The sequence below is a fragment of the Aeromonas sp. SE22 genome, assembly GCF_038739755.1.
In the GTDB taxonomy this organism is placed as follows: Bacteria; Pseudomonadota; Gammaproteobacteria; order Enterobacterales; family Aeromonadaceae; genus Aeromonas; species Aeromonas jandaei.
Window position 1 is genome coordinate 434,163 of the sequence record NZ_JBCGFD010000002.1, and the last position, 26,149, is coordinate 460,311.

The window sequence follows — 26,149 nt, forward strand, 5'->3', positions numbered from 1 at the left end:
TGAGCCCTACCAGAGCGACTCGCGTATAAGCTGTAGGTGCCAAAAGAGAGAAGCAAGATACGGACAAGCCGAAAGCGGGAGGAATAGTGAAATCACAGGAACAGATCACGGCGGTGCTGAGAGCGCTGGAACAGGTGATTCTGGGTAAACCGCTGCAGCTCAAGGTTGCACTGGTCACCCTGCTGGCCCGTGGCCACCTGCTGATCGAGGATCTGCCCGGCATGGGCAAGACCACTCTGGCTCAGGCGCTGGCACAGGTATTGGGACTGAGCTGCCGCCGGATGCAGTTTACCGCCGATCTGCTACCCGCCGATTTGCTGGGCCTGCAGATCTTTGATCCCCGCCAGCAGCACTTCACCTTTCACCCCGGCCCCATCTTCACCCAGGTGCTGCTGGCCGACGAGATCAACCGCGCCAGCCCCAAGGTGCAGAGCGCGCTGCTGGAGGCGATGGCCGAGCAGAAGGTGAGCATCGAGGGCCACACTCACCCGCTGCCAACACCCTTCTTCGTCATCGCCACCCAGAACCCGGCCGATCAGGCGGGTACCTATCCCCTGCCCGAATCCCAGCTCGACCGCTTTGCCGTGCGGCTTTCACTCGGTTTTCCTCCTCGCGAGACGGAGCGCAGACTGCTGCGCGGCCAGCAGCTGAGCCAGCCTCTCCCCTGCCTGCTGGACGCCGATGCCCAGGCCCTGTTGCAAACCGAAGCCGAGGCCATTCACCTCTCGGATGCCACCCTCGACTACCTGCTGGCACTGGTACAGCAGAGCCGCTTTGATGGCGAGCTGCCACAGCCCCTCTCCCCCCGGGCGGCCCAGACCCTGCTGGCGGTGAGCCGGGCTTGGGCGCTGGTGGCCGGACGACGCTTCGTCACGGTGGAGGATGTGCAGGCGGTCTTTCCCTATGTGGCGGAGCATCGGCTGCGGGGCAGCTTTGGCGTGCAGCACGGCGAAGCCTGCCCCCTGAGCCAGCGGCTGCTGGCCAGCGTCGATCCGGATCGGCCATGACTGACTGGCGCCGGCTAAGGGATCGCTGGCAGCTGCGCTGGCTTGATCGCCGCATCCCTCCGGCACGCCAGATCACGCTGGGGCCGCGCAGCCTCTTCATCCTGCCCACCCGCATGGGGTTGCTCTATCTGCTGGTACTGCTTGCCATCTACCTGCTCGGCACCAACTACCAGAACAATCTGGTGCTGCTGGTCGCCTACTGCCTCGGCAGCCTGTTTATGACGGCCATGTGGCTCACCCATCGCAACCTGCTGGGTCTGGCCTTGATGGGCGGGCCCACAGCTACCGGCGAGGCGGGCAGCCAGCTCCCCATCAGAATACGGGTACAGAGCCCGCGCCCGCTCTACGGCGTTCAGTTCACCCTGGGTGACGGCGTGCTCTGGCAGGCCGAGATAGGCTCCACGCCCCTCGACCTGCTGTTGCCGGTCACAGGTCGGCGCCGCGGTCGCCTCCCCCTTGGCCGGCTTAAAGTCGAGAGCCGCTATCCCCTCGGCCTCTTTCGCTGCTGGTCGTTGCCGGATCTGCAACTGGAAGGGTGGGTCTACCCCAAGGCTGTCTATGGCCCGCTGCGGGAAGGTGAGAGCACCACAGCCGACGAACAGCAGGGGGATATGTTGCCAGCCGCCATTGGCGACTTTGATACTCTTCGGGTTCACCAGCAGGGTGAAGCCATGAGCCGGATCGCCTGGAAACAGCTGGCACAGGGGCGCGGCCTGCTCAGCAAACAGTTTTGTGAGCCGCATCGGGCTGGCCGCCATCTCACTCTGTCGCGGGTAGCTGTCGGCAATCTGGAGCAGCGGTTAGCGGTACTCGCCTGGTGGTGCTGCAACTATGGCAAACAGGGGCTTCCCTTCTCCCTGACGCTGGCCCGGGAGACGTTGGGGCCTGATAGTGGCCCCGCATTTGTGCAGCGCTGCCTGCTGGCACTGGCGCAACTGGATAACCCGGCAGACGAGGGCAGAACGGATGCTGCTCGATAACCGGCGCCTGCTGCCCCTCATCGCCCTGCAACAGCTGCTGATCATTGCCGCACTCTGGCCCCAGCTACAGCTATGGGTCATGGCGGTGGGCGCCATCACCCTGTTTACCCGCGCCATGATGCTGTGGCGCGGATGGCGGCCTCCACCGGCACGAGTGCTGGCGATACTGGCCATCGGCTGTTTGCTGATGCTCCTGCTGCAGTGGCGGGGATTGGGCACCCTGCCCGCGCTGGTCAACCTGCTCTGGCTCGGCTATAGCCTCAAGCTCATCGAGGTTAGGCGCGATCGGGATGTCGAACAGGTGCTGCTGCTCGCCTTCTTTCTGATTGCGCTGGCACTGGTGCAGCGCCAGAGCATCGGCTGGGCGCTGTTGCTGGCACTCTCGCTCTGGCTGGCGGTCACGGCACTGGTCAATGCCGCGGCCCCGCAGCAGAAGCACCCATGGCGCAGCGCAGGCGGCGCAATGCTGCTCGCCCTTCCCCTGCTGCTGACCCTCTTTATCGTGCTGCCAAGGTTGCCACCACTCTGGCAGATGCCGACCGCAAGTCGAGCCCTGACAGGCCTCTCGGAAGAGGTGGCCCCCGGCGACATCAACGAGCTGGTCAGCTCCTCCGAGCTGGTGTTTCGCGTCACCTTTGCCGATGGCCCGCCGCCGGCGCAGGAGCGCTACTTTCCAGTTATGCGGCAGGAGTATTTTGACGGACGGCGCTGGCAACTGAGCGCCGAGGTGAAAAGATGGCAGCAAACAGTCCCCTTGCTGAACGTGACATCCACGTTGTCAGATAGCCCCCTGCCCGCGGGGAGCTATGAGGTGCTCGCCGAGCCGCAGCGCCATCGCTGGGCCTTCGCCATGACGGCGCCCCGTGTGGTGGCGGGGCCGGTACAAACCACTCCGATCGCGACCCTCTATCGACAGGGGAGCAACGAGCTGGCCATCCGCTATCGGGCAAGCACAGCGACGCTCCCCGACGCTACGGAGCGTGAACGGCAGCGTAATCTCCAGCTAGCTGCCGAAGGCAACCCGCAGGCGCGGGCCTATGCCCGGGAGCTTGCCACCCGTTATCCCGAACCGAGCGCGCTGGTCGGCGCCCTGATGGCCCGATTTCGCAACCAGCCTTACACCTATACCCTGACGCCACCACGACTGGGCCCGGATGGGGTGGACGATTTTCTGTTCGATACCCGGCGGGGATTTTGTGGCCACTACGCCATGGCAACTACCTTTGTGCTGCGGGCAGCCGGTATTCCGGCACGACTGGTTACCGGCTACCTCGGTGGCGAGTGGAATCCGCAGGGCAGCTATCTGGCAGTCCGCCAGTTCGATGCCCACGCCTGGGTGGAGTATCTCGACCGGCAGAAGCATTGGCAGCGCATCGACCCGACCGCAGCCGTCGCACCGGAGCGGATCGAGGGCAATATGGCGCAGGCGCTAGGCGAGCAGTTTGCCGCCGCCGACCCCCTCTCTTTGCAGCGCTATCGCAGCTGGGCCCTGCTCAACCAGTTGCGCTGGTGGGGCAACAATCTCGACTACCAGTGGAGCCGCTGGGTATTGGGACACGATGCCAGCCAGCTCTGGCAACAGGTTGTGCTGCGCTGGCCATCGCTGGCCGGGCAGATCCCCTGGCTTATCCTGCTCAGTTTGCTGCTGGTCGCTCTGATGGTCAGCCTGCCGCTCCTCTGGCCTGCCCGTGAACCCGCAACCCTGCGGATCTGGCAGCCACTGCTGCGCCGGGGCAACGCGGCCGGCTGCACAGTGCAAGCGGGCGAGACGCTGGGCCAGTGGTGTGAACGACTGGCAACGCTGCGCCCCGCTCTATCCCGCCCCTTGCTGCAGGCGGCCTGGCTCTACCGGCGCTGGCGTTATGGGCCGCTCACCCCCCATCAGCAGAAACGCTGCCTGCGACAGCTGAAACGGCGAGTGCGCCAGATTTGCCAGAGCTGGGATCGCCAGCCATAAGCGCATCACACAAGGCATAAAAAGAGAGGGGAGCCACCGGCTCCCCTCTCTTGCACATCATGCAACACGGATTACTTTTTGACGGGATTATCCCAGATACCCTCTTCCAGCTGGGAGCGGATCTCGGGGTACTTGTTGGCATCAAAGGTAGGCACCTTGCCCAGCCTGAGCTGATCGTTGTAATCCTTCGCCAGCTTGATGGCAACGCCGGAGAGCAGCAGGATGGCCACCAGGTTGACGATGGCCATCAGCCCCATGGAGACATCCGCCATCGCCCAGACGGTCGGCAACTCTCCTACCGAGCCGAACATCACCATCCCCAGCACAAACATCCGGAACAGCATCAGGCCGCCCTTGTGGTTGTGCTCGAGGAACACCAGGTTGGTCTCGGCATAGGAGTAGTTCGCCACGATGGAGGTAAAGGCGAAGAAGAAGATGGCCGCCGCGATGAAGATATTGCCGCCATGACCAATCTGGGAGGAGAGCGCACGCTGGGTCAGCTCCACCCCGGTCACGCCGGAGCCCGGCTCAAACTGGCCTGACATCAGAATGATGGCTGCGGTACAGGTGCAGATGATGATGGTGTCCATAAAGACCCCCAGCATCTGCACATAACCCTGTGAGGCCGGGTGCGGCGGATAGGGCGTGGCAGTAGCCGCTGCGTTGGGAGCCGAGCCCATCCCCGCTTCGTTGGAGAAGAGACCGCGCTTGATACCGTTGATCATCGCCTGGGAGATGGCATAGCCGAGCGCCCCCGAACCTGCCTGCTCAATGCCGAAGGCAGATTTGAAGATCAGCATCATCACGTGGGGCAGCTCGCTGATGTTCATGGCCACGATGACCAGCGCCAGCAGGATGTAGGCCAGTGCCATAAAGGGTACCACCAGCTCGGCAAAACGGGCGATACCGCGAATGCCGCCGAAGATGATGAGACCGGAGAGCGCCACCAGTGCCAGACCGCTGACCCAGTCAGGAATGCCGAAGGCCACCTTCATCGCCAGACTGATGGAGTTGGCCTGCACCGCATTGAACACCAGACCAAACGCCAGAATGAGGCAGAGCGAAAAGAGCACCCCCATCCAGCGCATGCCAAGCCCCTTCTCCATGTAGTAGGCAGGGCCGCCACGGTAGTTGCCATCCTCATCCTTGACCTTGTAGAGCTGGGCCAGAGTGCTTTCGACGAAGGCGGTCGACATGCCGATAAAGGCGATCAGCCACATCCAGAAGATGGCACCGGGGCCACCCAGATAGATGGCAACGGCCACACCGGCCAGATTGCCGGTACCGACCCGGGCGGCAAGGCTGGTGCAGAGTGCCTGGAAGGAGGAGATGCCGGCGTTGTCCGATTTGCGGCTGTTTTTCAGCACGGAGAACATGTGGCCGAAGTGGCGGATCTGGATAAAACCCAGGCGGAAGGTGAAGAAGATACCGACCCCGATGAGCAGGTAGATGAGCACGGCTCCCCACATCAGGTCGTTTAGCATCGCAATCAAGGTGTCCATAATTCTCTCGTTGTTATTCACATCCATGGCCAGTGCAAATCTGCGTACACAGGCCGCTTTCTGTCTGTTGTTTAATTATCGTGTCGCTAAAGGGGCGGAATCTAGCACAGCGGAAGAACCCGGAATAGTGATCCCGATCACGCTGGACACAAAAAACGAACGGAAAACGCCACTAAAGCTCCATTTAAATCGCAAACTTTCAACAAATCCAATAATTTAATCAGACAAACGCGAATATAGCTCCATAGGAGTATTTTTCTGCCGGCCTATTTCTCTCCGTCAGAAACAGGCAAACGCTTGCATGAAACGCCTTTCAAGAGGGGATATTTCGCAAAACGTTTTCGCTGTAAGAAAATTTCAAGTGCGCAACTCAATAATTTATGTGATCGGCCACGCAAATATGAATATTGGCTAAAAAAAATGGCTTGGCGGCAAACCGGAAACAGTCCGCCGAAAAATATAAAAAACCTTATTAATCAGTATGTTTTGTGCATTAAAACGGAACTTCTCAACAGCCTGAATATTTAACAGCCAAGTGCCCCTATTGCAGGAAGCACCACATAAGTATTAATTAGGCAGGCAATGATGATGGGTCATACCCATCGCGCTTTTCTGAGCCTGAGGCATCAAGATCCTGTAATTTTATTTCAGAACCACCGTCTCAAGCCCGCAACCCAGGGATTACTCCCTCATTAAGAGATGACATTCGCTATGGCCGATAAATTAACCCAGCTGAAAGCCCTGACCACTGTTGTTGCCGACACCGGCGATATCGAAGCGATCAAACGCTATCAGCCCATCGACGCCACAACCAACCCCTCTCTGGTACTGAAAGCCTCCGAGATCCCCGAGTACGCACCGCTGATCGAAGATGCCATCAAGTGGGCCAAATCCCAGAGCCAGGACAAGGCACAGCAAATCATCGACGCGGGCGACAAGCTGGCAGTCAACATCGGTCTGGAAGTGCTGAAGATCGTTCCGGGCCGGATCTCCACCGAAGTGGATGCCCGTCTCTCCTTCGATACCGACGCCAGCATCGCCAAGGCCCGCAAACTGATCCGTCTCTACAACGAAGCCGGCATCAACAACGACCGCATCCTGATCAAACTGGCCTCCACCTGGGAAGGGATCCGTGCCGCCGAAGTGCTGGAGAAAGAGGGTATCCAGTGCAACCTGACCCTGCTGTTCTCCTTCGCCCAGGCTCGCGCCTGTGCCGAAGCCGGCGCCTTCCTGATCTCCCCGTTCGTGGGCCGCATCCTCGACTGGTACAAAGCCAAAAATGGCCGTGATTACACCGCCAGCGAAGATCCGGGCGTGGTCTCCGTTACCTCCATCTACAACTACTACAAGCAGCACGACTACCCGACCGTGGTCATGGGCGCCAGCTTCCGCAACACCGGCGAGATCCTGGAGCTGGCAGGCTGCGACCGTCTGACCATTGGCCCGGCCCTGCTGGAAGAGTTGAGCAAGGCTGAAGGCGCTGTGGTACGCAAGCTGGACTACACCGGCGAGCGCAAAGCGAAACCGACCCCGATGACCGAGGCCGAATTCCGCTGGGAACTGAACCAGGACGCCATGGCTCACGAGAAGCTGGGTGAAGGTATCCGCATGTTTGCCATCGACCAGGGCAAGCTGGAAACCATGCTGGCTGGCCGCCTGTAATCGGTTAATTTTTCTACGAAAAACCGGGCCCTCTCAGGGGAGCCCGGTTTTTTTGTACCCGACTTTTAGCACGGTCATAGAGCTGTAACGAAAACGTTTTATTTTCAACCTCGTTATGTTATACGGATGGTGAAAACGATAAAAACCAAGGAGGGAGCCATGGAAATGTTCAACTTCGATTATGACGAGGTAGTTGAGCTCGGTTCACGTAGCCGCGGGACAACGGGAAAAAAACGCAAATGGCGCGAGATTGAGGCGTTGAAAGACAAGCACCGCCTGCAGAAGGAGCTGCAATCAATCGATATCGCCTATGAAGGTCTGACCGACGAGATTGAGCTGTAATCGAGCCAATCTTGGTAAAAGCGCCCCGCTCACCCGGGGCGCTTTTTTGTTGCCTCCAACCGGCGTTCAGAAACACGCCTGACTGCTTGTTAAAGGGCCATAAAACAAAAGCCCCCGTATCGACGGGGGCTTGGTGCAGAGCAGAGCAAGTGGACTTAGCAGTAGCCGTAGCCCAGCAGACGCTGGTAACGCTGCTCCAGCAGCTGCTCGCTATCGAGCGGGCGCAGGGCATCCAGATCCTGCTTGATGCGCGCCTTGAGGTTTTTGGCCATCTTGGCGACATCGCGGTGAGCGCCACCAAGCGGCTCCTCGACGATGGAGTCGATGAGCTTGAGCTCTTTCAGGCGCTGGGCAGTGATGCCCATCGCATCGGCCGCCACGGAGGCCTTGTCGGCACTCTTCCACAGGATGGAAGCGCACCCTTCCGGCGAGATGACGGAATAGGTGGAGTACTGCAGCATGTTGACGCGGTCACCCACGCCGATGGCCAGTGCGCCGCCGGAGCCGCCTTCACCGATCACGGTGCAGACTACCGGCACGGTCAGACCGGCCATCACCTTCAGGTTGCGGGCAATCGCTTCGGACTGGCCACGCTCCTCGGCACCCACGCCCGGGTAGGCGCCCGGAGTGTCGATAAAGGTGATGATCGGCATCTTGAAGCGCTCGGCCATCTCCATCAGGCGCAGGGCCTTGCGGTACCCTTCCGGGCGCGGCATGCCGAAGTTACGCTTGATCTTCTCCTTGGTCTCGCGACCCTTCTGGTGACCAATCACCATCACCGGCTCGCCGTCGAGACGGGCGATACCGCCGACGATGGCCTTGTCGTCGGCATAGGCGCGATCGCCAGCCAGCTCGTCAAAATCGGTGAAGATGTGCTCGAGGTAGTCGAGGGTGTAAGGGCGCTGGGGATGACGCGCCATCTGGGATACCTGCCAGGCACCCAGATCACCGAAGATCTTCTTGGTCAGCTCTTCGTTTTTCTTCTCCAGCCGATGGATCTCGTCTTTAAGATCCACGGCACGATTGCCTTCACTCACATGTTTGAGTTCATCAATCTGCGCCTGCAACTCGGCAATCGGCTGTTCAAAATCCAGAAAAAGACTCATAGGGCCTTAGAACCTCTAATCAAAAACCAACTCGACCCGCTCTCGCCCAAGCAGGACGCGCAAGTCATCTAACAGTTGATCGGTGGGCGTCACCCGCCACTCGGTACCGAGCGTCAATCGCACCCGGGAACCGGGGCGACGATAGTTTACCTGAACCGGACAGACTCCGGCACGGGCGGGCTCCAAAATCTCGCACAAACGCGGAAAAAAGCGATCATCGATACGCTGTTCATCAAGGGAGATGCGAATTGCTCTGGCAAAACGCTCCCTCGCATCGTTGATATCCAGTAATTCACGGGCCGACATTTTAAGGCCACCGGAGAAGTCATCAAAGCTGACCTGTCCAGAAACCACCAAAATACGGTCTTTTTGCATCAACTCTTCGTACTTTTCCAGCGCTTCGCTGAAAAGTGTCACATCGAGACGGCCGGAGCGGTCGTCCAGAGTGAAGATCCCCATCTTGTTGCCGCGCTTGGTCACCATGCTGCGGGCGGCAATCACCAGCCCCGCCGCCGTGGTCACCGTATCGCGGGAAGTAGGATGCAGATCGCACAACCGGCCCGACGTATAACGACGCAGCTCGCCGCTGTACTGGTTGATGGGGTGGCCGGTGAGATAGAGCCCGAGGGTCTCGCGCTCCCCTTCCAGCCACACCTTGTCAGGCCAGTGCGGCACATTGGCGAACGCCTTCTTGACGTCGTCAATCTCTTCGGTAAGCACGCCGAACATGTCGACCTGCCCCACAGCCTGCGCTTTGGCATGCTGCTCGGCGGCGCGCATCGCCTCTTCCAGGGTCGCCATCAGGGCAGCTCGGTGGGGGCCGAGCCGATCCATGGCACCGGAGAGAATAAGCTTCTCCATCACCCGCTTGTTGAGCTTCTTGATGTCGACCCGGTTGCAGAAGTCGAACAGATCGCGGAACGGGCCATCCCGATCCCGCGCGTCCAGAATCGCGTCGATGGGGCCTTCACCCACCCCCTTCACCGCGCCGATACCGTAGACAATGTGACCGTCTTCGTTGACCGAGAAGCGATAGCGGCCGGTGTTCACATCAGGCGGGATCACGGTCAGCCCCATCCGCTGGCACTCGTCCACCAAGGTCACGATCTTGTCGGTGTTGTCCATATCGGCGGTCATGACCGCCGCCATGAACTCGGCCGGGAAGTGGGTCTTGAGCCAGAGGGTCTGGTAGGAGACCAGCGCATAGGCGGCGGAGTGCGACTTGTTGAAGCCGTAGCCCGCAAACTTCTCCACCAGATCGAAGATCTTCATCGCCAGTTCGCCGTCGACGCCATTTTTGATGGCGCCCTCTTCGAAACCGGCTCGCTGCTTGGCCATCTCCTCGGGCTTTTTCTTACCCATCGCCCGACGCAGCATGTCCGCGCCACCGAGCGTGTAGCCCGCCAGCGTCTGGGCAATCTGCATCACCTGCTCCTGATAGAGGATGATGCCGTAGGTAGGCTCAAGGATGGGCTTGAGGCTCTCGTGCTGCCACTTCTCATCCGGGTAGGAGATAGCTTCATTACCGTGTTTACGGTCGATGAAGTTATCCACCATGCCTGACTGGAGCGGGCCCGGTCGGAACAGGGCCACCAGTGCGATCATGTCTTCGAAGCAGTCGGGCTGCAGCCGCTTGATGAGGTCCTTCATGCCGCGGGATTCAAGCTGGAATACCGCTGTGGTCTCGTAGCGCTGCAGCAGATCGAACGAGCGCTTGTCATCGATGGGGATGGCGGCGATGTCGACCGGCGGCTTGCCCTCTTTGGCAAGACGCGGGTTAATCATGCCGAGCGCCCAGTCGATGATGGTGAGCGTTCGCAGACCGAGGAAGTCGAACTTCACCAGACCGGCGTATTCCACGTCGTTCTTGTCGAACTGGGTGACCGGGTGATGACCCTCGTCATCGCAGTAGAGCGGCGCAAAGTCGGTGATCTTGGTGGGCGCGATCACCACGCCACCGGCGTGTTTACCGGCGTTGCGCACTACCCCTTCCAAGCGGCGGGCCATGTCGATGAGGTCTTTGACCTCCTCATCCTGCTCGTAGAGCTCGGGCAGCTTGGGCTCGGCCTCGAACGCCTTGGCCAGCGTCATGCCGGGATCCGGCGGGATCAGCTTGGAGATGCGATCGACAAAACCGTAGGCGTGGCCCAGCACCCGGCCCACGTCCCGCACCACCGCCTTGGCCGCCATGCTGCCGAAGGTGATGATCTGCGACACCGCCTCCCGACCGTACATATCGGAGACGTGCTCGATCACCTCGTCGCGCCGATCCATGCAGAAGTCGACGTCGAAGTCGGGCATGGATACCCGCTCGGGGTTGAGGAAACGTTCGAACAGCAGGTCAAATTCCAGCGGGTCGAGGTCGGTGATCTTGAGGGCGTAGGCCACCAGAGAGCCCGCACCCGAACCCCGGCCCGGGCCAACGGGAATACCGTTGTCCTTGGACCACTGGATAAACTCCATCACGATGAGGAAGTAACCCGGGAACCCCATCTGGTTGATTACTTTCAGCTCGATATCGAGACGCTCATCATACTCGGGACGGCGCTCGGCCCGCACCGCCGGATCCGGGAACAGGAACTCGAGACGCTCCTCCAGACCCTCTTTCGATTTGGCCACCAGAAAATCTTCGGTGGTCATGTCGCCGGTCGGGAAGTTGGGCAGGAAATATTCGCCAAGACGCACCGTCACGTTGCAGCGTTTGGCGATCTCCACCGTATTCTCCAGCGCCTCGGGGATGTCGGCAAAGAGCTCGCACATCTCCTCCTGACTGCGCAGGTACTGCTGCGGGCTGTAGCGACGGGGACGGCGTTTGTCCATCAGGGTATAGCCATCGTGGATGGCGACCCGGATCTCGTGGGCGTCGAAGTCATCGGCGTTGAGGAACACAACCTCGTTGGTGGCCACTACCGGCAGCTCGAACTCGGTGGCAATGGCCACCGCCATGTGCAGATAGACCTCCTCGTCAGAGCGGCCGGTGCGCAGCAGCTCGAGGTAATAGGCATCCGGGAAGTGGGTCTGATAGAAGGCGACACACTGCTCGGTCATCTGGCGGTTACCCTTGAGCAGGAACTTGCCCACATCCCCCTCACGCCCGCCGGAGAGGACGATCACCCCCTTGGCGTGTTCGGCAAGCCAGGCCTTGTCGATGACCGGACGCCCCTGCACATGGCCGCGCTGATAACCGCGGGAGATGAGCAGGGTGATGTTCTGGTAGCCCTCGTTGTCCATGGCAAGCAGGGTGAGGCGGAACTGTTCGTCGCCAAGCTCGTCACTCTGAACCCAGAGGTCGGCGCCGACGATGGGTTTGATCCCCTTGCCGTGGGCGGCACCATAGAAGCGCACCAGACCGCACATGTTCATCTGGTCGGTCAGGGCAATTGCCGGCATGTTGTCGGCCGCGGCAGCCCCGACGATGGGATTGATCTTCTGCAGTCCATCCACCATGGAGAAGTCGGTGTGGACTCGCAAATGGATAAAACGGGGGTCAGCCATCGTCATGCCCTCTCATTACGCAAGCAGAACCAGCCAAGGCAGAAATCGTTCTGACAGATCAGCATGGATTATTCGAGCCCCAGTGCGCGGCGCACCGGCTTGAAGCTTTTGCGATACTCCGGCAGTGGGCCGCGCTCGGCCAGAATGGCGAGGTGCTCCGCAGTCGGATAACCCTTGTGGCGGGCAAAACCGTACTCGGGGTGACGGCTGTCCAGCTCGGTCATCTCCGCATCACGGGTCACCTTGGCGAGGATCGAGGCGGCGCTGATGGCGGCCACCAGACTATCGCCCTTGACCACGGCACGCGCCTCCATCGGCAGAGCCGGGCAGCGGTTGCCATCGATAAAGACCAGCTCGGGGGTCACCTTCAGCCCCGCTACGGCGCGCTGCATCGCCAGCATGGTAGCATGCAGGATGTTGAGCTCGTCGATCTCCTCCGGGGTGGCGCGGCCGATAGCGAAGGCCAGCGCCTTCTCTTTGATCTCATCAAACAGGGCGAGTCGCTTCTTCTCGGAGAGCTTCTTGGAATCCGCCAGCCCGGCAATCGGATTGGCCGGGTCGAGAATGACCGCGGCGGTGACCACGTCACCCACCAGCGGGCCGCGGCCCACTTCGTCCACACCGGCAACCAGCTTGTCGTCAGGAATATCGATCATCATCTTGTAGCCTTGAATCAAAACAAGGAAGGTAGGTTCGAATAGCGAAGCGTATTCGAACGTTCCCTGGGCATCTATTAGTTAGGTGAGCGTTCGGTGACACAGTGACGCGATCGTCCGATTACGCCGCAGCGCGGCTAATCGAACCTACCGCTGCTACCTGCCGAGCAACTCTGCTACCGCCTCGGCAGCCTGCAGATCGGCGTTGCAGCGAATGAGTTGATGGAGCTCGGTGAAGGTGTTGACCAGCGCACTGTTGTCGTGCTCGAAATATTTGCTCACCTCTTCCACCAGATTCTCCGGGGTGCACTCGTGCTGGATGAGTTCCGGCACCAGCATGCGCCCGGCCAGCAGGTTGGGCAGGGAGACAAATTCGGTCTTCACCAGCCGCTGGGCCAGCCAGTAGCTGAAGGGCTTGAGCTTGTAACCCACCACCATCGGCTTTTTCACCAGCATGGCTTCGAGCGCTGCGGTGCCGGAGGCGAGCATCACCACATCGGCTGCGATCATCGCCTCGCGGCCCTGCCCTTCCAGCAGCACCATCTCGAGATCCGGCGCCACTTCGGCCTTGATAGCCATGAATTGCTCACGTCGTTTCTGGTTGACCAGCGGCACGATGAAGCCGAGATCCGGATAGCGCACCGTCAGGTGTTTGCACGCTTCGAGAAACAGAGGGGACATAAAGCCCACTTCCGCCGTGCGGCTGCCCGGCAGTACCGCCAACCAGCGGCGGTTGGCATCGATACCCAGCTTGCGACGCACGGCAGCCTGATCCGGCACCAGCGGAATGTCATCCGCCATGGTGTGGCCAACAAAACGGCAAGGGGCCTCGAAGCGGTCGTAGAAGGCTTTCTCGAACGGCAGGAAGGCGAGCACCATGTCGGTGGCGCCCTTGATCTTGTGAATGCGGTTCTGACGCCATGCCCACACCGAGGGGCTGACATAGTGAACCGTCTTGATACCGGCGCGGCGCAGTTTCAGCTCCACCCCGATATTGAAATCCGGTGCATCCACACCGATGAAGATATCGGGCGGATTGGCGATGAAGTGGCGCAGCAGTTCGCGACGAACCTTGAGGATACGCGGCAGACGGCCCAGCACCTCGGTGATCCCCATGACGGAGAGCTCTTCCATCTCGAACAGGGCCTTGACGCCCAGAGCCTGCATGCGCGGCCCGGCGATCCCTTCAAACTGCGCGTCCGGGTAGCGGACTTGCAGCTCGCGCACCAGACCGGCAGCCAGAATGTCGCCGGAGACCTCTCCGGCGACGATACCGATACGAACCGGATCAGGCACGGATGATCCCGCGCTCGTTGTCTTTGAGGAAGTCCACATAGAGCTGGACGGCCGGCTCGGCTTGCGCCATCTCGATCAGCACCGGCAGCACCTCTTCGATGGTCTTGCCAGAGCGGAAGATCTCTTTGTAGGCACGCTTGACGGCGGAGATAGCATCGGCGCTGAAACCGCGGCGACGCAGACCTTCGGAGTTTACCCCGAACGGCTTGGCGTAGTTACCGGCGGCCATCACGTAGGGCGGCACGTCCTTGTTCAGGGCGGCACAGCCACCGACGAAGGCGTGGGAACCGACACGGCCAAACTGGTGAATGGCAGAGAGACCGCCGAAGATCACGAAATCGCCGATCACCACGTGGCCCGCCAGGGTCGCGTTGTTGGCGAAAATGCAGTTGTCACCGATGATGCAGTCGTGGGCAACGTGAACGTTGACCATGAACAGGTTACCGCAGCCCACCTTGGTCAGGCTCTGATCCTGGATGGTGCCACGGTGCACGGTGCAGTTCTCGCGAAAGACGTTGTTGTCGCCAATCTCGAGGAAAGTGCGCTCGCCGGCGTACTTCTTGTCCTGGCAATCCTCACCGATGGAGGTGTGCTGGAAGATCTTGTTGCCGCGACCAATCTTGGTCGGGCCCTTGATCACAACGTGGGAGCCCACCCAGGTGTTGTCGCCGATTTCTACCTCGGCGCCGATGACAGAAAAGGGGCCGATTTCAACCCCTTTACCGATCACGGCAGACTCATGGACGATAGCAGTATCGTGAATGGTGGCAGTCTGGTCGATCACGTGTGTTAAACCTCGCGTTTGGCGCACATCAGCTCGGCGGTACAGACCACTTCACCGTCGACGGTGGCGACACCGGTGAACTTGGCAATACCGCGACGCTCTTTCAGGAACTCCACGTCGAGCACCAGCTGGTCACCGGGGCCGACCGGACGCTTGAAACGAGCGTTGTCGATTGAGGCAAAGTAATAGAGTTCATTGGGGGACGGCTTGCCCACCATGGTAAAGGCCAGGATACCGGTGGCCTGCGCCATCGCTTCGAGGATCAGTACGCCCGGGAACACCGGCTTGGCCGGGAAGTGCCCCTGGAAGATCGGCTCGTTGAAGGAGACGTTCTTGATGGCGCGCAGGGTTTTGCGCTCATCGCTGATCTCGTAGTCGTCTACACGATCCACCATCAGGAACGGATAACGGTGGGGCAGCAGATCCATGATTTCCTGGATGCCCAGGCTCTTCTTTTCAGTAGTCAAAACAGTACCCTATACCAATCGTGATTATTCTTGATCCAGCTTCTTCTCAAGCTTGCTTAACCGCTTGTGCATCTCTTCGATACGCATCACCCGGGCGGCGGTCTTGCGCCACTCTTTATTGGTTTGCAGAGGGATGCCGGAAGAGTAGACACCGGGCTCGGTAATGGGTCGCATCACCATGGCCATACCGGTAACGGTGGCCTGGTCGCAGATCTCCATATGCCCGTTAAAGACGGAAGCGCCGCCAATGATACAGTATTTGCCGACCTTGAGACTACCTGCCATCACGGTGGAGCCCGCCACGGCGGTGCCGTAGCCGATCTCGACGTTGTGGGCGATCTGGCACTGATTGTCGATGATGACGTTGTCAGCGATGCGGGTATCTTCCAGCGCACCGCGGTCGATGGTGGTGCAGGCACCGATCTCGACCCGGTTGCCAATAGTCACGCCGCCGAGCTGGGGGATCTTGATCCACTCGCCACGTTCGTTGGCATAACCGAAACCATCGGCACCGATCACAGTACCGGATTGAACCAGACAGTCGGTACCCATGGTCACATTGTGATAGAGGGTGACGTTGGCCCACAGCCGGGAGCGAGCTCCCAGCCGGGTATTCTTGCCAACGAAACAACCCGGGCCAATGCGGACATCGTCACCCAGCACAACGCCGGATTCGATCACTGCATTGGCACCGATGGCCACTCTCTCACCCAGCTGGACGTCGGCTGCGATGACGGCACTCGGATGGATATCCATTGCCGGCTGCGGGGTAGTATCCAGCAGTTGGGCTACCCGGGCAAAACCCACGTATGGATCCTTGAGCACCAGTGCATTGGTGGGACAGAAAGGGAGATCCGCCTCTGTGATAAGCACGGCAGTCGCCTTGCTCTGCTCCAGATAAGAGCGGTACTTCTTGTTGGACAGGAAGGTAATCTCACCCTCCCCGGCCTTTTCCAGTGTCGCTACCTTGCGGATTTCCAGGGTTCCGTCGCCATGGACCTGGGCCCCCAGTTGCTGGGCCAGCTGTGCGAGAGTAAATGCCATCAATTAGTTGCTCTTGCTTACCTGAGAAATAACCTGGCCGGAGATGTCCAGCTTGCTGGCGGCATACGGGGCAGCGTTACGCTCCAGCACCAGATCGTAACCATTGCTCTTGGCGATGGAGTCGATGGCAGCTTGCACCTTGGTCAGGATCTTGTTGCGCTCTTCAGACTGACGACGGCCGTTGTCCTGCTCGAATGCCTGGCGCTTCTGGTTGAACTCCATCTGCAGCTTGGCCAGCTTCTCCTGGCTCTGCTTCTTCTGCTCGGCGCTCATGAAGGCTTCATCCTTGCGGAACTTCTCGACCAGCTTCTGGCCTTCCTGTTCCAGCTTCTGCAGCTCGCGCATGCGCGGCTCGAATTCGCCTTTCAGCTTGGCGGCAACGGCTTCACGCTGGGGCAGCTTTTGGAAAACTTCGCCCATGTCGACCACGGCGATCTTGGTCTCAGCGAAGGCAGAACCCATGCCGGCAGCCATCAGTGCAAAGCTCAAACCAGCTACTTTCAACGCTTTATTCACACTTACTCCTTGTTCCCTCATGGCGAGGGCTACCTGATTTACCCGATTATGCAAGCGGCATTGACACCGTCTTGTTACCTGGTGAGGCACGCAAGCTGCGCGTCCCATCATTGAATACCCCCACAGCATGGGTGGGGGTGAAACACTCATCAGAAGGTACGGCCGATGTTGAACGAGAAGAACTCGGTACGGTCACCCTCATATTTCTTGATCGGCTTGGCCAGTGCGAATACCAGCGGCCCCATCGGTGAGAGCCACTGCAGGGAGACACCGGCAGAGACCCGGATGTTACCCGGGCTGGAGTAGTCCTGGCTCAAGTAGTTGCAATCCGCCCCGGAAGCACAGGGGTAGGCACCATTGGCAAAATCGGTGCTCCAGACAGTACCGGCATCAATAAAGGCGGTAGAGCGGATCTGCGGACGATAGGTCTCGGAGACGAACGGAGTCGGGAAGACCAGTTCGAACGAGGCCACCGCCAGTGCATTGCCACCGACCGAGGTGTCGGAACCTTCGTAATACCCGGTCTCACACGGCTGATTGCCGGTACAGGTTCCGGTACCCGGCTTGTTATAGGTCTTGTAGATCGCCTTGGGACCGATGGTATTGCTCTTGAAGCCACGCACCGTATCGAAACCACCGGCGTAGTAGTTTTCGAAGAAGGGGAGCATGGAGTCATTGCCATAGCCATTGCCGTAGGAGACGCGCCCCTTGCCGATCACTACCCAGCTGTGATCCGCATCGAGCGGGAAGTAGTGGGCATCTTCGGCAGAGAGCTTGTAGTACTGCAGCTCCATGCCCGGCACGGTCACCTTGGCGTTTAAACGCTGGCGATCACCGGCGGTCGGGAACATCCCCTTGTTCAGGGTGGAGCGGGTCCAGCCAGCGGTCACATCGACGGTCACGAAGTCGAGGTTGGAACCATCCTGCGAGTAGAGGTTCCAGAACTGATCCATCTGCACCGACTGGCGGTTGTCGTTCCACTGATCCCAGCAGTAGGTGTTGCCATCGGTATCGGGGTTGTCTTTCAGACACTCCTGATAGTTCTGGGCATTGAATGACGGACGGCTCAGCTTGGTGCTCTCGACACCGGTACTGAAGTCGAGACGGTTGAACTCGTTGACCGGGAAGCCGCTGGAGAGACGGAAACCGATGGTTTCGTTTTCGTAATCAACGATATCCGCATCATCGGCACGGAACTGGTTATAGTAGACCCGGCCACCCAGGCTGACGCCATCGACGGTGAAATAGGGGTCGTTGTAGCTCAGGTCAACGTTCTTGGAGTAGTCGTTGGTGCTGGCATTGATGGCAACTTTCTTGCCGGTTCCCATGAAGTTGTCCTGGGAGATCCCCGCCTGCAGGCTCAGACCAGACTCGGTACCGTAACCAATACCGGCGTTGATGGAGCCGGCTGGCTGCTCCTTGACCTTGAAGTCGAGATCGACCAGATCCTCGTTGCCCGGCACCCGCTTGGTATCCACTTCCACACTCTCGAAGTAGCCAAGGCGGTTGAGGCGGCTCTTGGATTGCTCGATGTTGTCGGAAGAGAGCCAGGTGCCCTCCATCTGACGCATCTCGCGGCGCAGCACCTGATCTTCGGTGGTGGCGTTGCCGGTGAAGTTGATGTTGCGCACATAGACGCGCGGACCCGGCTCGACGTTGACGATGAGCTCGACTTCCTTGGTCTTGTCATTGATCTGCGGGAAAGTGACCACTTTCGGATAGGCATAACCATAACGACCGAGGAACTTGGAGAGCACCTCTTCGGTGTGGGTGACCTGGCTCGCGGAGTAGGTGCTGCCCGCTTCGATGGGGATCAGCCCCTTCATCTCGCCGCCGCGATCGATCAGCTCCCCCTTGAGTTGGACGCCGGAGACCTTGTACTGATCCCCTTCCTTGATGTTGAGGGTGACGTAAACGCCCTTCTTGTCCGGGGTCATGGAGACCTGGGTGGACTCCTGCTGGAAGCGGATATAACCGCGGTCCATGTAGTAGGAGCGCAGGGTTTCGATATCACCGGCCAGCTTCTGCTTCTGATAGCGCTGATCCGCAGTGAAGTTCCACCAGGGCACCTCGTCACGCAGGGAGAGCTGGGCAATCAGCTTCTCTTCCGGGAAGACGCTGTTGCCGACGATGTTGATCTGCTGGATCTTGGCAGCCTGACCTTCGACGAAGGTGAACTTCAGGTCAACCCGGTTGCGCGGCAGCGGGGTGACGATGGCCTTGACCTTGGCGGAGTACTTGCCCACGCCATAGTAGAAATCTTCCAGCCCTTTCTCGAGGGAGGTAAGCACGGTGCGATCCAGCGGGTCGCCGACACGGATGCCGGAGGACTCCAGACTCTGGGTCAGCTGCTCCTCTTTGATATCCTTGTTACCGGAGAACTCGATGCTGGAGATGGTCGGACGCTCCTTGACCATCACCTGCAGCACCTGACCATCACGGTAGACCTTCACATCCTCGAAATTGCCCGAGGAGTAGAGCTTCTTGATGGCATTCGCCAATGCAACGGAGTCGACAGAGTCGCCAACCCGGATCGGCAGGTTCAACAGTGCCGCACCCAGGGTCACCCGTTGCAAACCTTCGACCTGGATGTCTTGCACCACAAAAGAGGCAGGGGCCGCCTGGGCCAGGAAACTGGCGCCCAGCAGGCAACTCAACACCAATGCTTTTTTAACAGCCATTTTGTTCTTATGTGTCCTTGTTGATGCTCTGGCCTCAGAGGCGAGCGAAATCGTTAAACAGCGCAATGCCCATCAATAACATCAGAATGGCGGCACCGATCCTGAAACCCACTTCCTGAATTCTCTCCGACACTGGTTTGCCAGTGACCGCTTCGATAAGGAAATAGACCAGATGGCCACCATCGAGCACCGGCAGGGGGAACAGGTTGATGATCCCCAGGTTGACGCTGATCAGCGCCAGAAAACTCAAGAAATAGACCAGACCATAGTCGGCACTGCTGCCCGCCCCCTTGGCAATGGAGATGGGGCCGCTCAGGTTATCCAGCGACACTATGCCAGCAACCAGCTTGCCGATCATGTCAAAGGTGAGCGTGATCAGGCTCCAGGTCTTCTGGGCTCCCTGCCACAGGGCCTGCAAAGGGCCATACTGTAACAGAATTCGGTATTCATCCGGTAATGGAACCAGTTGCGGCGAGAGACCGACAAAACCAACCAGTTTGCCCTGCACCTTTCTGATATCCGGGGTCAGGGTCACATCAAGGTCGCGGTTGTTGCGCTCGACCACCACCTGCAACGGTGCGCCCGGTGCGTGCTGCACCAGCTCGACGAACTGGGCCCACTCGGTGATCTCCTGCTCGCCGACCCGCTTGATGCGATCGCCAACCTGCAAACCCGCCTTTTCACTTGCACTCTTGGCCACCACGGCCGACACCACAGGCAATACCTTGCCACCAAGGGGCACGATCCCCAAGCTGCCGATCGGGGATTCCCGGTCCGGATCAAACTTCCAGCTCTCCAGCGACAGATTCTTGTCGGTGGCATAGCTGGTCTGGGGGGCTTTGACCTTGAGGGTGACCGACTGATCGCCCAGATGGCTCAGCAGGGCATAAGTGACGCTCTCCCAGTCGCCGGTCTGCTCATCACCCACACCGACAATCTCCATGCCTGGCAGGATGCCCGCCTCGGCCACGATGGAAGCAGGGCGCACCTCGCCAATCACCGGTTTTACCGCCGGTACGCCGATCATGAACATCAGCCAGAGGGCAAACAGGGCAAAGACGAAGTTGGCCATGGGGCCAGCCGCAACGATGGCCATCCGGGCCCATACCGATTTGTGATTGAAGGCATGCTGCTCGTCACCGGGTTTGAGCTCATCCACCCGGCCATCGAGCATCTTGACGTAACCACCCAGCGGGATCAGGGCCAGCACGTATTCGGTGCCGTCCTTGCCAAGACGACGCCAGATCGCCTTGCCAAAACCGATGGAGAAACGCTCAACCTTTACCCCGCAACGGCGGGCAACCCAGAAGTGGCCAAACTCGTGCACTGCGACCAGCAGGCCAAGGGCAACGACAAAGGCCCCGATATTCCACAACACACCGCCCATCAGCCAAGCTCCTCAATCAGGTGGCGGGCACGGGCACGCGCGACGCCATCCAGGGCAAACAGATCGTCGAGGGAGCTCACGGCACTGCTCTCCAGCGCCAGCATCACCGCCTCGTTGATCCGGGCAATATCCATAAAGCCAATCCGCTCGGCCAGGAAGGCGGCAACCGCCTCTTCATTGGCCGCATTGAGCGCAGTGGTTGCAGCCTGCCCCTTGTGGCAGGCATTGATGGCCAGCGCCAGGCAGGGATAGCGATCGTAATCAGGCCGGATAAAGCTGAACTCTCCGACACTGAAGAAATCCAAAGGTTCCACGCCGGAAGGGATGCGATTGGGATAGGCCAGCGCGTGGGCGATAGGAGTGCACATATCGGGGTTGCCGAGCTGGGCCAGCACGGAGCCATCCTTGTACTGCACCATGGAGTGGATCACCGACTGCGGGTGGATCACCACCTGGATCTGCTCGGGCGCCGCATTAAACAGCCAGTGCGCCTCGATATACTCCAGCCCCTTGTTCATCATGGTGGCGGAGTCGACCGAAATCTTGGCCCCCATCGACCAGTTGGGGTGAGCGATGGCTTGTGCCGGCGTGACATGGGCCAGCTCGCCAACCTCGGTATAACGGAACGGGCCACCGGAACCGGTCAGCAGGATTTTGCTGATCCCCGCCGCCGCCAGATCGCAGAAACCGGGTTGGCGCTGCACCTCGGTCGGCAGGCACTGGAAGATGGCGTTATGTTCGCTGTCGATGGGCAGCAGCTCGGCACCATGCTCACGCACGGCTTCCATGAAGAAGGCACCGGACATCACCAGCGCCTCCTTGTTGGCCAGCAGAATGCGCTTGCCGGCACGTACCGCAGCCATGGTGGGGGCGAGTCCGGCCGCACCGACAATGGCCGCCATCACGCTGTGAGCATCGGGGTGAGCGGCTACGTCGCACAGGGCGGCGGCACCAGACATGACCCTAGTCGCACTGCCGTGCGCTTGCAGACGAGCAGCCAGCTCACGGGCGGCCTCCTCATCGACCATCACGGCAAAACGGGGGGAGAATTCGAGACAATCCCGCAACATGGCATCCACATTGCGGGCGGCGGTCAACGCCAATACTTGCCAACTGCCCGGGTTGTGGCGCAGCACCTTCAGGGTACTCTGACCAATGGAGCCGGACGCTCCCAGAATAACCAGAGACTTGTGCATCAGAACTCCTGGCTGAGTAGCAGATAGCTGAGCAGGAACACCGGCAGAGCGGCCGTCAGGCTGTCGATCCGGTCGAGGATGCCGCCATGGCCAGGCAGCAGAGAGCCGGAATCCTTGATGCCCGCTTCACGCTTGAACATGCTCTCGGTCAGATCGCCGAGTACAGAGGCGAGCACCGCCAGCAGCGAGCAGAACAGCACGATCCCCATCTTGGCTGGCACAAAGCCCATGAACCAGGTCACCCCTACCGCCAGCAGGCTGGCAGTAAAGAGGCCGCCACACATCCCTTCGATGGTTTTACCCGGGCTCACAGCCGGTGCCAGCTTGTGTTTGCCGAACGCCTTGCCGAAAAAATACGCGCCAGAATCTGCCGCCCAGACCAGTCCCATGACGAACAGCAGGATCCAGGCCCCCATCATGGGGTCGTGATAGAAGTTGTAACCACGGATGGCCACCAGTGACCAGAAGAAGGGAACCAGAGTCACCAAACCAAACAGGGACTTGAGCCAGACCGACTCTTTCCACAGCTTGGCGCTTTGCGGATAGCGCAGCACCAGCAGCAAGCCGAGCAGCCACCAGCTGACAGCGGTCCAGAGTACGCCCATCACCAGCGGGTGCAGATGGGGAGTCCAGAGCTGCTCCACCGGCAGCCAGAACAGGCTAGCCCCGAGCAGCAGGCAGAATAGGATGGGTAACCATTGTTGCGGGGCGGCAGAGACAAAGCCGCTCCATTCACGGCTGGCCAGCAAAAAGACCAGTGCAGCCAACAGGGCAAAAAACTTCAATGGCAGAAAGAAAAGTGCCCCCAATACCAGGGGGATCAACATCAAAGCAGTAATAATTCGTTGTTTTAGCAAAAGAAACCTCTCTCTTGGGAGCGGGGTTTAGCCGATCTGCTGCTCGGCGATCAATTCCCGGATCTGTTCACCCGTACAACCGAAGCGGCGTTCGCGGGCAACAAAGGAGGCAACGGCCTCACTGAACTCGGCCTCGTTGAAATCGGGCCACAACACCGGGGTAAAGTAGAGCTCGGCATAGGCGAGCTGCCATAAAACAAAATTACTGATGCGATGGTCACCACCGGTACGGATCAGAAGATCCACCGGGGGCAGATCGGCCATGCATACCTCGCGGCCAAGCATGGACTCATCAATCTGGTCGGCTGACAATTCACCGGTCGCCACGGCAGTGGCCAGCTTGCGGGCCGCCTGGGCTATATCCCACTGGCCGCCATAGTTGGCCGCAATGTTCAGGGTCAAACCCTTGTTGTTGGCGGTCAGCGCTTCCGCCTTGGCGATCTTGGCCTGCAGCCGCTCGCTGAAGCGGGCGGTATCGCCGATCACCTTGAGCCGGATGCCGTTGCTGTGAAGCTTGCTCACCTCACGGCCCAGCACGGTAATGAAGAGCTCCATCAAGGCACTGACCTCCCCTTCCGGGCGACGCCAGTTCTCGCTGGAGAAGGCGAACAGGGTTAATGCTTCTATCCTGGCCCGGGCGGCAAAGGCCACCGCCTCACGCACCGACTTGACGCCAGCTTTGTGCCCATAGACCCGCATCTTGCCACGGTTCTGGGCCCAGCGGCCATTGCCATCCATGATGATGGCGACGTGACGGGGCAAAGAGGTGTTGGCACAATCACCCAACGCAGCCAAAAGCGACATGGTTTTCTCCCACAAAGACAAAAGCGCCGTGCAGGGGCACTACACGGCGCTCGTAATATACCTTTCAGGCGCTTAGATTTCCATTAGCTCCTTCTCCTTTGCAGCAAGGGCCTCATCGACCAGCTTGATGAAGGAGTCGGTCAGTTTCTGGATCTCTTCCTGGGCGCGACGGTCGTCGTCTTCGGAGATCTCTTTGTCCTTCAGCAGAGCTTTCAGATCGGCGTTGGCATCGCGACGGATGTTGCGCACGGCAACACGGGCGTTCTCCGCTTCACCACGAACAACCTTGGTCAGGTCACGGCGACGCTCTTCGGTCAGCGGCGGCAGCGGCACACGCAGGCTCTGACCGTTGCTGGAGGGGTTCAGGCCCAGATCGGAAGTCAGGATCGCTTTCTCTACCGCCTGGATCATGGAGCGGTCAAATACGGAGATGGAGAGGGTGCGAGAGTCTTCGGCTACCACGTTGGCCAGCTGCTTCAGCGGAGTGGCCGCACCGTAGTACTCAACCTGGATACCGTCGAGCAGGCTCGGGTGAGCACGGCCGGTACGGATCTTGGACATCTGGGTCTTGAGTGACTCGACACTCTTGCCCATGCGCTCCTTGGCGTCGTTTTTAATCTCGTTGATCACAGCGGTTTTCCTTTTGGCGAACGAGCCGCCACGCGGCTCGCATCTATCTTATTTGCTGACGTGATGGATCAGGGTACCTTCCGGCTCACCCATGATAACCCGGCGCAGGGCACCCGGTTTGTTCATGTTGAACACGCGGATCGGCAGATCATGGTCACGTGCCAGAGTAAAGGCAGCAAGATCCATCACCTTGAGCTCTTTTTCAAGAACTTCATCATAACTCAATTCATGGTACAGCACGGCATCCGGATTCTTGACCGGATCTTCGTTGTATACACCATCAACCTTGGTGGCTTTCAGCACCACGTCGGCTTCGATTTCGATCCCGCGCAGACAGGCCGCAGAATCGGTAGTAAAGAAGGGGTTGCCAGTACCGGCAGAGAAGATCACCACTTTGCCTGCACGCAGCTGGCTGATGGCTTCGGCCCAGACGTAGGAGTCACAGATCCCCTGCAGGGAGATGGCAGACATCAGACGGGCATTCACATAAGCACGATGCAGGGCATCACGCATGGCCAGACCGTTCATCACGGTTGCCAGCATACCCATGTGGTCGCCCACCACGCGGTTCATGCCCGCTTTGGCAAGACCGGCACCACGGAACAGGTTGCCGCCACCGATGACCAGACCGACCTGAACACCCAACTCAACCAGCTCCTTGATCTCTTGGGCCATCCGATCCAGCACCGCCGGATCAATGCCGAAACCCTCGGCGCCTTGCAGGGCTTCACCACTCAACTTCAGAAGAACACGTCTGTATGCAGGTTTGGGATTGGTACTCATGTCACTGATTCCTGGTCATATAAAGACCGCGACATAAGTCGCGGTCTGGGGAAACGGAAAAACCGGTTCGATTAAGCCTTCTGAGCGGCCGCGATTTGAGCTGCAACTTCAGCAGCGAAATCGGTCTCTTGCTTCTCGATGCCTTCGCCCACTTCGAAACGGGTGAAGGAGACAACGTCAGCGCCTTCTTTCTTCAGCAGCTCGGCAACGGTCATGGAAGGATCTTTCACGAACGGCTGACCAGTCAGGGAAACCTCACCGGTGAACTTCTTCATGCGGCCTTCAACCATCTTCTCGGCGATCTCTTTCGGCTTGCCGGAGTTGATGGCGATGTCGATCTGGATTTCGCGCTCTTTGGCAACGACGTCAGCGGAAACATCTTCCGGCTTGACGAACTGCGGGCTGTTGGCAGCTACGTGCATGGCCAGATCTTTGGCCAGCTCGTCGGTACCGCCAGTCAGCTTGGTGATAACACCGATGCGGGAACCGTGAACGTAGGTACCCAGGTTGTCACCTTCAACCAGCATCACGCGACGCAGGTTCATGTTCTCACCGATCTTGGCGATCAGGTTGGTGATGGTCAGCTCTACGGACTCACCGTTGCCGAAGTCAGCGGCTTTCAGCGCGTCAACATCAGCAATCTTCTGGGTAGCAGCGATCTCGACGATCTTCTGACCCATGGCCAGGAAGCCGGCATCCTTGGAAACGAAGTCAGTCTCGCAGTTCAGCTCGATCATGACGGCAACGTTGCCTTCGGTACGGGCGAAGATCACACCTTCAGCGGCGATACGGCCAGCTTTCTTGGCGGCTTTGGCCTGACCGGATTTGCGCATGTTCTCAATTGCCAGCTCGATATCACCAGCAGCTTCTTCCAGTGCTTTTTTGCAATCCATCATGCCAGCGGCGGTGCGCTCGCGCAGTTCTTTTACCAGGGCGGCAGAAATGTTTGCCATGTCCAGTATCCTCGGTCTTGAATTGACAAGAAACAGGGGCCACA

The 26,149-nt window shown here is 59.5% G+C and carries 22 protein-coding genes; 5 read left to right on the top strand and 17 right to left on the bottom strand.

What is annotated here, in order from left to right:
* Window positions 1-86 precede the first annotated feature (86 nt).
* The 3 genes from AAHA39_RS05835 to AAHA39_RS05845 are packed head-to-tail and all read left to right on the top strand — an operon-like array spanning window position 87 to window position 3,944.
* The gene (locus tag AAHA39_RS05835) at window positions 87-1,007 is read left to right on the top strand and encodes an AAA family ATPase (RefSeq protein WP_320656720.1); all 921 of its coding nucleotides are present in this window, start codon (window positions 87-89) and stop codon (window positions 1,005-1,007) included.
* The gene (locus AAHA39_RS05840) at window positions 1,004-1,987 is read left to right on the top strand and encodes a DUF58 domain-containing protein (protein ID WP_320656719.1); all 984 of its coding nucleotides are present in this window, start codon (window positions 1,004-1,006) and stop codon (window positions 1,985-1,987) included. The genes AAHA39_RS05835 and AAHA39_RS05840 overlap by 4 nt, the downstream gene beginning before the upstream one ends.
* Window positions 1,974-3,944 carry a transglutaminase TgpA family protein gene (locus AAHA39_RS05845; protein ID WP_320656718.1) on the top strand — a complete coding sequence of 657 codons (1,971 nt, stop codon included), beginning with the start codon at window positions 1,974-1,976 and terminating at the stop codon, window positions 3,942-3,944. The genes AAHA39_RS05840 and AAHA39_RS05845 overlap by 14 nt, the downstream gene beginning before the upstream one ends.
* A gap of 71 nt (window positions 3,945-4,015) precedes the next feature.
* Here AAHA39_RS05845 and AAHA39_RS05850 read toward each other — a convergent pair whose 3' ends face one another.
* Window positions 4,016-5,446 carry an alanine/glycine:cation symporter family protein gene (locus AAHA39_RS05850; protein WP_041208088.1) on the bottom strand — a complete coding sequence of 477 codons (1,431 nt, stop codon included), beginning with the start codon at window positions 5,444-5,446 and terminating at the stop codon, window positions 4,016-4,018.
* A 711-nt stretch (window positions 5,447-6,157) separates the two neighbouring features.
* On the opposite strand from AAHA39_RS05850, the gene tal reads away from it, so the two are divergent.
* Both tal and AAHA39_RS05860 read left to right on the top strand, forming a co-directional pair.
* Complete coding sequence (gene tal / locus AAHA39_RS05855; RefSeq protein ID WP_320656717.1) at window positions 6,158-7,108, top strand: transaldolase; 951 nt, start codon at window positions 6,158-6,160, stop codon at window positions 7,106-7,108.
* 159 nt (window positions 7,109-7,267) lie between these two features.
* Complete coding sequence (locus tag AAHA39_RS05860) at window positions 7,268-7,450, top strand: DUF3545 family protein (RefSeq protein WP_005338547.1); 183 nt, start codon at window positions 7,268-7,270, stop codon at window positions 7,448-7,450.
* Between the two features lie 155 nt (window positions 7,451-7,605).
* Here AAHA39_RS05860 and accA read toward each other — a convergent pair whose 3' ends face one another.
* From accA to tsf, 16 genes are all read right to left on the bottom strand, one after another.
* Complete coding sequence (gene accA / locus AAHA39_RS05865; protein WP_033116084.1) at window positions 7,606-8,556, bottom strand: acetyl-CoA carboxylase carboxyl transferase subunit alpha; 951 nt, start codon at window positions 8,554-8,556, stop codon at window positions 7,606-7,608.
* A 15-nt stretch (window positions 8,557-8,571) separates the two neighbouring features.
* On the bottom strand, window positions 8,572-12,051 hold the full coding sequence (gene dnaE / locus AAHA39_RS05870) for a DNA polymerase III subunit alpha (protein ID WP_320656723.1): 3,480 nt from the start codon (window positions 12,049-12,051) through the stop codon (window positions 8,572-8,574).
* Window positions 12,052-12,119: 68 nt separating this feature from the next.
* Entirely contained in the window at window positions 12,120-12,710 is a 591-nt protein-coding gene (gene rnhB / locus AAHA39_RS05875) for a ribonuclease HII (protein ID WP_042030268.1), read from the bottom strand.
* A gap of 153 nt (window positions 12,711-12,863) precedes the next feature.
* Entirely contained in the window at window positions 12,864-14,003 is a 1,140-nt protein-coding gene (gene lpxB, locus AAHA39_RS05880) for a lipid-A-disaccharide synthase (protein ID WP_320656716.1), read from the bottom strand.
* A complete protein-coding gene (lpxA, locus tag AAHA39_RS05885) occupies window positions 13,996-14,787 on the bottom strand; it encodes an acyl-ACP--UDP-N-acetylglucosamine O-acyltransferase (RefSeq protein ID WP_320656715.1) in 792 nt (263 codons plus the stop codon). Before lpxA ends, lpxB begins: the two co-directional genes overlap by 8 nt.
* A gap of 5 nt (window positions 14,788-14,792) precedes the next feature.
* Complete coding sequence (fabZ, locus tag AAHA39_RS05890) at window positions 14,793-15,254, bottom strand: 3-hydroxyacyl-ACP dehydratase FabZ (protein ID WP_005338559.1); 462 nt, start codon at window positions 15,252-15,254, stop codon at window positions 14,793-14,795.
* Window positions 15,255-15,278: 24 nt separating this feature from the next.
* Window positions 15,279-16,298: a UDP-3-O-(3-hydroxymyristoyl)glucosamine N-acyltransferase gene (lpxD, locus tag AAHA39_RS05895; RefSeq protein WP_005343790.1), complete on the bottom strand. Its 1,020-nt coding sequence runs from the start codon at window positions 16,296-16,298 to the stop codon at window positions 15,279-15,281.
* A 3-nt stretch (window positions 16,299-16,301) separates the two neighbouring features.
* Window positions 16,302-16,814 (bottom strand): OmpH family outer membrane protein, encoded by a 513-nt coding sequence (locus AAHA39_RS05900; protein ID WP_033116088.1) that lies wholly within the window; start codon window positions 16,812-16,814, stop codon window positions 16,302-16,304.
* A 149-nt stretch (window positions 16,815-16,963) separates the two neighbouring features.
* Window positions 16,964-19,495 (bottom strand): outer membrane protein assembly factor BamA, encoded by a 2,532-nt coding sequence (gene bamA, locus AAHA39_RS05905; RefSeq protein ID WP_320656714.1) that lies wholly within the window; start codon window positions 19,493-19,495, stop codon window positions 16,964-16,966.
* A gap of 34 nt (window positions 19,496-19,529) precedes the next feature.
* On the bottom strand, window positions 19,530-20,882 hold the full coding sequence (gene rseP, locus AAHA39_RS05910; RefSeq protein ID WP_320656713.1) for a sigma E protease regulator RseP: 1,353 nt from the start codon (window positions 20,880-20,882) through the stop codon (window positions 19,530-19,532).
* Window positions 20,882-22,078 carry a 1-deoxy-D-xylulose-5-phosphate reductoisomerase gene (gene ispC / locus AAHA39_RS05915; protein WP_320656712.1) on the bottom strand — a complete coding sequence of 399 codons (1,197 nt, stop codon included), beginning with the start codon at window positions 22,076-22,078 and terminating at the stop codon, window positions 20,882-20,884. Before ispC ends, rseP begins: the two co-directional genes overlap by 1 nt.
* Complete coding sequence (locus AAHA39_RS05920; protein WP_320656711.1) at window positions 22,078-22,935, bottom strand: phosphatidate cytidylyltransferase; 858 nt, start codon at window positions 22,933-22,935, stop codon at window positions 22,078-22,080. The genes ispC and AAHA39_RS05920 overlap by 1 nt, the downstream gene beginning before the upstream one ends.
* A gap of 27 nt (window positions 22,936-22,962) precedes the next feature.
* Window positions 22,963-23,739, bottom strand: coding sequence for a polyprenyl diphosphate synthase (gene uppS, locus AAHA39_RS05925; RefSeq protein WP_320656710.1), 777 nt, complete (start codon window positions 23,737-23,739; stop codon window positions 22,963-22,965).
* A gap of 72 nt (window positions 23,740-23,811) precedes the next feature.
* Window positions 23,812-24,369: a ribosome recycling factor gene (frr, locus tag AAHA39_RS05930; protein WP_033116094.1), complete on the bottom strand. Its 558-nt coding sequence runs from the start codon at window positions 24,367-24,369 to the stop codon at window positions 23,812-23,814.
* Between the two features lie 48 nt (window positions 24,370-24,417).
* Window positions 24,418-25,152, bottom strand: coding sequence for a UMP kinase (pyrH, locus tag AAHA39_RS05935; protein WP_041208077.1), 735 nt, complete (start codon window positions 25,150-25,152; stop codon window positions 24,418-24,420).
* 71 nt (window positions 25,153-25,223) lie between these two features.
* Window positions 25,224-26,105 carry a translation elongation factor Ts gene (gene tsf, locus AAHA39_RS05940; RefSeq protein WP_041208076.1) on the bottom strand — a complete coding sequence of 294 codons (882 nt, stop codon included), beginning with the start codon at window positions 26,103-26,105 and terminating at the stop codon, window positions 25,224-25,226.
* Between the last annotated feature and the right edge of the window lie 44 nt (window positions 26,106-26,149).

Bases quoted from the DNA above. Each gene is read 5' to 3' on its own strand.
- AAHA39_RS05840 (WP_320656719.1), top strand. From the start codon at position 1,004: ATGACTGACTGGCGCCGGCTAAGGGATCGCTGGCAGCTGCGCTGGCTT.
- AAHA39_RS05845 (WP_320656718.1), top strand. From the start codon at position 1,974: ATGCTGCTCGATAACCGGCGCCTGCTGCCCCTCATCGCCCTGCAACAG.
- AAHA39_RS05850 (WP_041208088.1), bottom strand. From the start codon at position 5,446: ATGGACACCTTGATTGCGATGCTAAACGACCTGATGTGGGGAGCCGTG.
- tal (WP_320656717.1), top strand. From the start codon at position 6,158: ATGGCCGATAAATTAACCCAGCTGAAAGCCCTGACCACTGTTGTTGCC.
- AAHA39_RS05860 (WP_005338547.1), top strand. From the start codon at position 7,268: ATGGAAATGTTCAACTTCGATTATGACGAGGTAGTTGAGCTCGGTTCA.
- accA (WP_033116084.1), bottom strand. From the start codon at position 8,556: ATGAGTCTTTTTCTGGATTTTGAACAGCCGATTGCCGAGTTGCAGGCG.
- dnaE (WP_320656723.1), bottom strand. From the start codon at position 12,051: ATGGCTGACCCCCGTTTTATCCATTTGCGAGTCCACACCGACTTCTCC.
- rnhB (WP_042030268.1), bottom strand. From the start codon at position 12,710: ATGATGATCGATATTCCTGACGACAAGCTGGTTGCCGGTGTGGACGAA.
- lpxD (WP_005343790.1), bottom strand. From the start codon at position 16,298: ATGGCATTTACTCTCGCACAGCTGGCCCAGCAACTGGGGGCCCAGGTC.
- bamA (WP_320656714.1), bottom strand. From the start codon at position 19,495: ATGGCTGTTAAAAAAGCATTGGTGTTGAGTTGCCTGCTGGGCGCCAGT.
- rseP (WP_320656713.1), bottom strand. From the start codon at position 20,882: ATGGGCGGTGTGTTGTGGAATATCGGGGCCTTTGTCGTTGCCCTTGGC.
- ispC (WP_320656712.1), bottom strand. From the start codon at position 22,078: ATGCACAAGTCTCTGGTTATTCTGGGAGCGTCCGGCTCCATTGGTCAG.
- uppS (WP_320656710.1), bottom strand. From the start codon at position 23,739: ATGTCGCTTTTGGCTGCGTTGGGTGATTGTGCCAACACCTCTTTGCCC.
- pyrH (WP_041208077.1), bottom strand. From the start codon at position 25,152: ATGAGTACCAATCCCAAACCTGCATACAGACGTGTTCTTCTGAAGTTG.
- tsf (WP_041208076.1), bottom strand. From the start codon at position 26,105: ATGGCAAACATTTCTGCCGCCCTGGTAAAAGAACTGCGCGAGCGCACC.